5 protein-coding genes are annotated in these 7,442 nt (G+C 42.0%); all 5 read left to right on the top strand.

Translation table 11 applies throughout. From position 1 onward, the window contains the following. The first annotated feature begins 22 nt into the window (after positions 1-22). Positions 23-973 carry a tryptophan 2,3-dioxygenase family protein gene (locus ACO1XM_RS07515; RefSeq protein WP_486227463.1) on the top strand — a complete coding sequence of 317 codons (951 nt, stop codon included), beginning with the start codon at positions 23-25 and terminating at the stop codon, positions 971-973. 51 nt (positions 974-1,024) lie between these two features. Then, positions 1,025-2,818 carry a toxin-antitoxin system YwqK family antitoxin gene (locus tag ACO1XM_RS07520; RefSeq protein ID WP_486227465.1) on the top strand — a complete coding sequence of 598 codons (1,794 nt, stop codon included), beginning with the start codon at positions 1,025-1,027 and terminating at the stop codon, positions 2,816-2,818. Positions 2,819-2,922: 104 nt separating this feature from the next. Further along, complete coding sequence (locus tag ACO1XM_RS07525; RefSeq protein ID WP_486227467.1) at positions 2,923-4,488, top strand: NAD(P)/FAD-dependent oxidoreductase; 1,566 nt, start codon at positions 2,923-2,925, stop codon at positions 4,486-4,488. Positions 4,489-4,862: 374 nt separating this feature from the next. After that, complete coding sequence (locus ACO1XM_RS07530; protein ID WP_486227469.1) at positions 4,863-6,737, top strand: ABC-F family ATP-binding cassette domain-containing protein; 1,875 nt, start codon at positions 4,863-4,865, stop codon at positions 6,735-6,737. 99 nt (positions 6,738-6,836) lie between these two features. Then, positions 6,837-7,442 (top strand): flavin reductase family protein (locus tag ACO1XM_RS07535; protein ID WP_486227471.1); only part of this gene is annotated, 606 nt, incomplete at its 3' end.

A 7,442-nucleotide genomic window follows, 5' to 3' on the forward strand; every position in this document is an offset into this window, starting at 1 on the left:
TTTACTACATAATCCTTAACCGATGCCAACCACATCCTTTGATCCAGTATTGATTGAGCAATTAAAAAAGCTTCAGGACAAATACGCTGTTATGGGGCAGGACTTATCCAGTTACCTGGATGGCTTACTGTATTCTGATTACCTCACGTATTGGGACTATATACATGTTGATACCCTGTTGAGTTTACAAAATCCAAAGACCAGTTTTCCTGATGAAGAGGTGTTCATTATGTACCACCAGGTCACTGAATTGTACTTTAAAATGATTTTGCATGAAATGGGGCAAATTGCTAATAATCAGCAACTTGATGCCGCCTTCTTCATGGCCAGGATTGACCGTATTATCCGATACTTCAGGCAGTTGGAAAACTCTTTTGATATCATGGTGGATGGTATGGAAAAGGAACAATTTCTGAAATTCAGAATGTCCTTATTACCTGCCAGTGGCTTTCAGTCGGCACAATACAGAATGATTGAGATTGCTTCAACAGCGCTGGTAAATCTACTCGATGATGAGAGCAGGAAACAGGTAAAACCCACGGACACAATACGTCAACAGATGGAGAAAATCTACTGGCGAAGTGGCGCAACAGAATTAGCATCAGGTAAGAAAACCCTGACCCTTCAACAATTTGAGGAGAAGTATCTTAACGACTTTTGTGAACAGGCTGAAAACAGTAAGGAGACAAACCTCTATACACTTTACCAAAAACATTTTGCATCCACGGATGCGGGTGAAGCCATAAAGGAACGTTTAAGGGAATTGGATGTGTTAGCTAATGTTAAATGGCGATTAGCCCACCTTCGTTCTGCTGGTCGCTATTTGCAAAAAAGCCCGGAAGACATCAAAGCCACGGGCGGCACCAACTGGCAAAAGTATTTGCCCCCACGCTTTCAGCGCATTATGTTCTTCCCTCAGCTTTGGTCTGAAGAAGAAAAGACTCATTGGGGTCGCGCAGCATTTGAGCGCTGATCCAAATCCACGATGCTAGTTTTTTCGTAAATTGCTCACAATACGTGAGCTATGCGTTTTACTATCCCCTTGTTGCTATTTATCCTGACACTTCAACAAAGTGCCATGGCGCAGCTCTATAACCGCACCAGCTATCATGACCTGGAAAAGCGCCATATCAAAGAATTTTACCAGGTAAAAGATACAACCAAGAATATCCTGCATGGTCGATACATTTCCTTTTACCTGAATGGCCATCCTGAATCGAAGGGACAGTTTATCAATAACGAAACCAGTGGCGTCTGGGAGTTTTTCTATGAGACTGGCAATTTGAGAATGCGAGGTATTCTCAGACAAAATTCTAACTATGGTCTATGGGAATATTTCTATGAGAGTGGACAAAAAAGCATGGAGGGCACCATCAATGGTAAGCTCCGTGAAGGAGAATGGAAATCGTATTACGAAAATGGTCAGCTTAAGGAAATAGGCAGTTATGAAAAGAATAAGCACATAGGTTTATGGAAAGCTTATTTTGAAGACGGTGTATTAAAAGGTGAGATTGATTATGTGGATGACTTCGGCCGCTACATCGAATACTATCACTCAGGTAAGGTATATGGCGAAGGACCTAAAATGAACAATAAGAACAGTGGGCATTGGCGTTACTTTTCAGAAGACGGGACACTGCAGATGGAGGGAGAGTTTGTAGCCGGTAAAAGACAAGGAGAATGGATACATTATTTCAGCAGTGGTAAGCAGCACTCAAAAGGACATTACGAAAATGACATACCTGTAGGGGTATGGGAGTATTTTTATGAAACAGGTGAGCTTCATAAAAAAGGTGAATACGTAAACGGTAAGAAGTCAGGTGATTGGAAAACCTATGACTTAAATGGTGCCGTAGAAAGCGAAGCTAAGCTTACTGAGGGAAAAGGTGTTTATAAAGAGTACTATGCCAATGGGCAGGTCAGGGTTGTTGGCAATCTTAAGGATGATAAGCGAGAAGGCAAGTGGGAGTTTTTTTATGATAATGGCAAAAAGGAAGCAGACTGTGAATATGTAGAAGGAAGAGGCACCTATTATGGCTATTATCAGGATGGCGCCATGCAGACGAAGGGTCAAATGGAGGATGATAAAAAAGTGGGTACCTGGGAAATTTTTGAGCGTGATGGTAAACTGTCAGGTTATTACAAACCTTTTTATGATGACAAGAATACTGGTAAAGACATCGCGGCCATGGCAAATAAAAAATACCAGCGCACCAATGCATCACATACCAGAGGGCTTTCCTATTTTGATCCGAGACACAATGAGTTTAAAGGTGTGATTGTTGGCACCAATCCATTCTTTTCTGCGGTAGGCCGTCTACCTGTTGCCATAGAGTTTTATTTACAGGAGCGCCTTGGCCATGAGTTTGAGTTTATTGGCATCCGCGATCCATTCTTCAAAAAAGACGACAATATTTCTCTTGGCAAAAACTTTATGCGCGGTTACAGCATTGGCATCAAGCAAAAGATGTACAATCCTTTAAAAGCGGGTATGTGGTATTTCGGACATGAAATTCGCTTTACTAACCTGGGGCATTTTATAAACATAGAATGGCCGCTTTCTCCTGATAAATTTTCTACAGTAAGTTCAGCTGAACAACGCATTGGCTGGGGAGCCCTCACAGGATACCGGATTATGCGAAAGAACAATGCAAAAGGATTTACCATGGATGTTTTCGGTTCTTTTAATCTGGGCTACAGAAGTTTTGTAACGGATGCCCAACACGAGGATTTATTTCAGATTATCGAACAAAAACCATTTTATACTTCATTCCATTTCGGATTAAATATTGGTAATGTATTTTCTTTCCGATTGTAAAAACCTCTTTCCAACAGCATTCACTATCTTTACACAATAATTGCAGATTGACCACTTGAGTCGTCCCGCAATGAATAAAAACTTGAAGGATAAACACCTTCCGTATGCAGATAAAAGAATTAATACTTACGCCCGAAGAGGCATTCGATGAAGCACATTTTCTCAGTACGCTTTATCAGAAACTATCCATTGCACCAGACGGAGAATTAGTTGTTCAACCCATTAAGCGATCTATTGATGCGAGAGGGCGCGAGATCAAAGTACGCATGCAATATGAGTTGCTGAACAAAAAAAATCTTATACCCTTACGTGGTAAAGACTACAATTCAGTACATGATAAAAAGCCGGTTTTAGTCATTGGATCCGGGCCAGCAGGGCTTTTTGCTGCCTTGCGGCTGATCGAGTTGAATTATAAACCCATTGTTTTAGAGAGAGGTAAAGATGTGCAGGCACGCAGGCGCGACCTGGCAGCCATTAATAAAGATCATGTTGTCAATCCTGATTCCAATTATTGTTTCGGAGAAGGTGGTGCCGGTACTTATTCTGATGGTAAACTTTATACGCGATCCAAGAAAAGAGGTGACGTGCAACGCATCATGGAGATATTGGTGGCACATGGCGCTAAAGATGAAATCCTGTATGATGCGCACCCGCATATCGGCACTAATAAATTGCCCAAGCTGGTAGCTGCGCTCCGCGATAGTATTATCGAAGCAGGAGGAGAGGTTCACTTCAACACAAGGGTTACTGATTTCATTATTAAAGGCGATACCATTGAAGGTGTTGTCAGCGAAAAGGGAGATACCATCAAAGCAGTAGCAACCATTCTGGCTACAGGGCATTCCGCACGTGATATTTTTGAATTACTGCATCAAAAGAATGTGCTCATTGAAGCAAAACCTTTTGCACTGGGCGTAAGGGTAGAGCATCAACAAAATTTAATTGATAAGATTCAGTATCACTGCAGTACAGACCGTGGCGACTACCTGCCTGCATCAGCTTATGCTTTAGTGCACCAGGCAGCCATTAACGGTAAGGATAAAGGCGTTTTTTCTTTTTGTATGTGTCCGGGTGGCTTTATTGTTCCGGCCGCGACAGCGCCTGGTGAGTTAGTGGTAAATGGTATGAGTCCTTCACGAAGAGACTCTAAGTTTGCTAATTCAGGTATTGTAGTAGCCATTGATGAAATTGATTTCAAACCCTATCAAAAATATGGTGCGTTGGCCGCTATGTATTTTCAGGCAGAAGTCGAACAAAAAGCCTGGACCTTAGGTGGTAAAACACAAACTGCACCCGCTCAGCGACTCATTGATTTTGTAGAAAAAAGAGAATCCTCTTCTTTACTCGATACTTCTTATCAGCCAGGTTTGGTTTCTGCAGACATGGGTGCCTTTTTACCTGCTTTTGTTACCGATGCATTGCGCCAGGGTTTTAAGGCCTTTGGACAGAAAATGAAAGGTTATTTAACCAATGATGCACAGATTATTGGTGTGGAAAGCCGTACATCCTCTCCGGTGCGCATTCCGCGCGATAAAGAAAGTTTGCAGCATCCACAGATTAAGAATTTGTTTCCCTGTGGTGAAGGTGCAGGTTATGCTGGAGGCATTGTCTCTGCGGCCATGGATGGTGAGCGTTGTGCGGAGGCGGTTGGCAGGTTGGTATTTAACTAGCTGCGAGCATCGAGCCTTGAGCTTCGAGTTATGTAGAATACTATTGGTAAAGTAGCTGGCAACAAGCTTCACGCTGTAGGCGGTGTTAAACTATTGTCCGCTCCTTGTCTCCCGCAGGGGACGAGGAGCAATAAACAGATTGCTTTTTCAAATTAATCCATGTCTTAAATGAAAGTTAATAGATAGGAATAAAGATTGACAAAATCACCGTCCCTTCGGAGACGGTGATTAGACAAGCGTAGGCGGTTGGGAGATTGGTGATTAGTTAGATGTGAGTTTCGAGCCTCTAACCTCGAACATCGAATCTCGAGTTCACAGCTTGTAGCGTGAGGCGAAATAGCCTACTTTTGCACTCCTTTTAAAAATTACATCCCGTGAATTACCTTTCTGCCGAGAACATATCCAAAACCTATAACGATCGTTGGCTTTTTAAAGAGATCAACCTGGGTATCGCGCAGGGTGAAAAAATTGCGTTTGTGGGTAATAACGGTGTAGGTAAATCTACTTTGCTCAAAATTTTAACAGGCGAGGTTATTTCCGACTCAGGTAAAGTCGTTTTACGCGATGGCATCCGTTTTGGTTACCTGACGCAACAACCTAATGTTGATGAAAACCTGATTGTAAAAGACATACTTTTTAGCGAAACCAACGAAGTAGCTAAAGCCGTGAAGGAGTATGAAGACTGTTTACATCACCCGGACGTTGCACCGGAAAGAATGCAGGCAGCGCTGGAAAAGATGAGCGATCTGAATGCCTGGGACTACGATAATAAAGTACAAGAGGTAATTGGTAAGTTGGGGGTGCCCGACATGGACAAGCGTTTTGGTGATTTATCAGGCGGACAGAAGAAACGTATTTTTCTGGCGCAACTCTTATTGCAAGAGCCTGATTTGATTATCATGGATGAACCAACCAATCACCTGGACTTAACAGCTATTGAGTGGTTAGAGAACTTTTTAGCGGGGCCTAATGTAACCCTCATCATGGTTACCCACGACCGCTATTTCCTGGATGCAGTAGCCACTGAAATTATTGAGTTGGATCGTCAACAACTTTACAGGTACAAAGGAAATTATGCCTACTACCTGGAAAAGAAAGCCAACCGAGAAGAAATCTTAAAATCAGAAGTAGCTAAGGCACGTAACCTGATGAAGAAAGAATTGGACTGGATGCGCAGACAACCTAAAGCACGTGGTACGAAAGCTAAATATAGGATTGAAGCCTTCTATGAGTTACAGGAAAAGGCATCAACCGATTTGCGTAAAGAGAGATTAGAACTCGACATTAAGGAAGCCAGACAAGGCGGTAAAATTCTTGAGTTAGAAAAGGTTTCTAAAAAATTTGGAGATCAATTGTTGGTTGATAATTTTTCTTATGTGTTCAAGAAGAAAGATAGAATTGGTGTCGTAGGCAAAAACGGCATTGGTAAGTCTACTTTCTTAAACATGATTACGCAACGCCTGAAGCCGGACAGCGGTGAAGTAATTCCTGGTGTTACCACTAAATACGGTTACTTTACACAGGATGCCATGAATTTGAATCCTGCCAACCGCGTGATTGAGGAGGTAAAGGACATCGCAGAGTTTATCACCCTTTCTGATGGTACACAGATTTCTGCCTCTAAATTTTTAGATAACTTCTTATTCCCACCAGAGAAGCAATATACGTATGTAGAAAAATTAAGTGGTGGAGAAAAGAAGCGTTTACAACTCTTGAAGATGTTGATTACCAATCCAAACTTTTTGATTTTGGATGAACCGACCAACGACTTCGATATTGATACCCTGAATGTATTGGAGGAATTCTTGGACAGCTTTACCGGTTGTTTATTGCTTGTGTCTCACGATCGTTATTTCATGGATCATTTAGTGGATCAGCTTTTCGTATTTGAGGGTGATGGAAAAATCAGACTATTTCCTGGCAATTACACTGACTACCGCGATTGGTTGGAGGAGGAGGAAGCGATGAAGGCATCGCCAAAGGCAGAGAAGAAAGAAGCCGCACCTGTTGTCAACACCAGTAATGAAGCGAAGAAGAAACTGACTTTCAAGGAAAAGCAGGAACTCGAAAAACTGCCAGAAGAAATTAATCAGTTGGAGACTAAAAGAACAGAGTTAACCACTTTATTGAATAGCGGCACGACCGATCATACACAATTGCAACAATGGGCAGCTGAAGTAAAGAAGACAGGTGAACTGATTGACGAGAAGACCATGCGTTGGATGGAATTGTCGGAGTTGGGCAGTTAACATTTGCTCTCGAACAATAAAAACATTTTCTGTGTTACAGGTGGCCTAAAATTGGATTCATAGGCTAAAACAAAACCGACTTTCTCAGGTTTGTTAGACATGGAAATCATTGCTAAAGAAACCATTCAAAGCTGGGAACGTTTTTATCGTGGTAATTTTGTGAATAGCCTGTCGGGCTATAAATCCGCCAGTCTGATAGCCACAATCAACGCAGAGAGCATTCCTAATTTGGCCATCTTCAGCAATATTGTCCACCTGGGTGCTGATCCAGCGCTCATTGGTTTTATTAACAGACCCCTTGAAGCGGCTCCACACACTATTGCTAACATTGAAGCCACTGGCTTTTACACCATCAACCATATTCACCCTGATTTTGTCACGCAGGCGCATCAGACCAGTGCAAAGTATGCAGCAGGTGTAAATGAATTTACATCCGTAGGTTTACAGGAAGACTATATTAATGATTTTCCTGTGCCTTTTGTACAAGAGAGTAGGTGTTCCTATGCCATGAAGTTAGTGGAGATTATTCCCATCAAACACAACAATACATTTTTTGTGATAGGGGAGTTGCAGCAAGTAAGAATTGAGGAAAGCATTATTGCAGATGATGGTTTTATCAAACTTGAAGAAATTAAGAGTGTTGCAAGCCTGGGTATTGATGCTTACTACAAAACAGAGGCTATTGGTAGGTACAGCTATGCAAAG

This window comes from Chryseotalea sp., assembly GCF_057350905.1.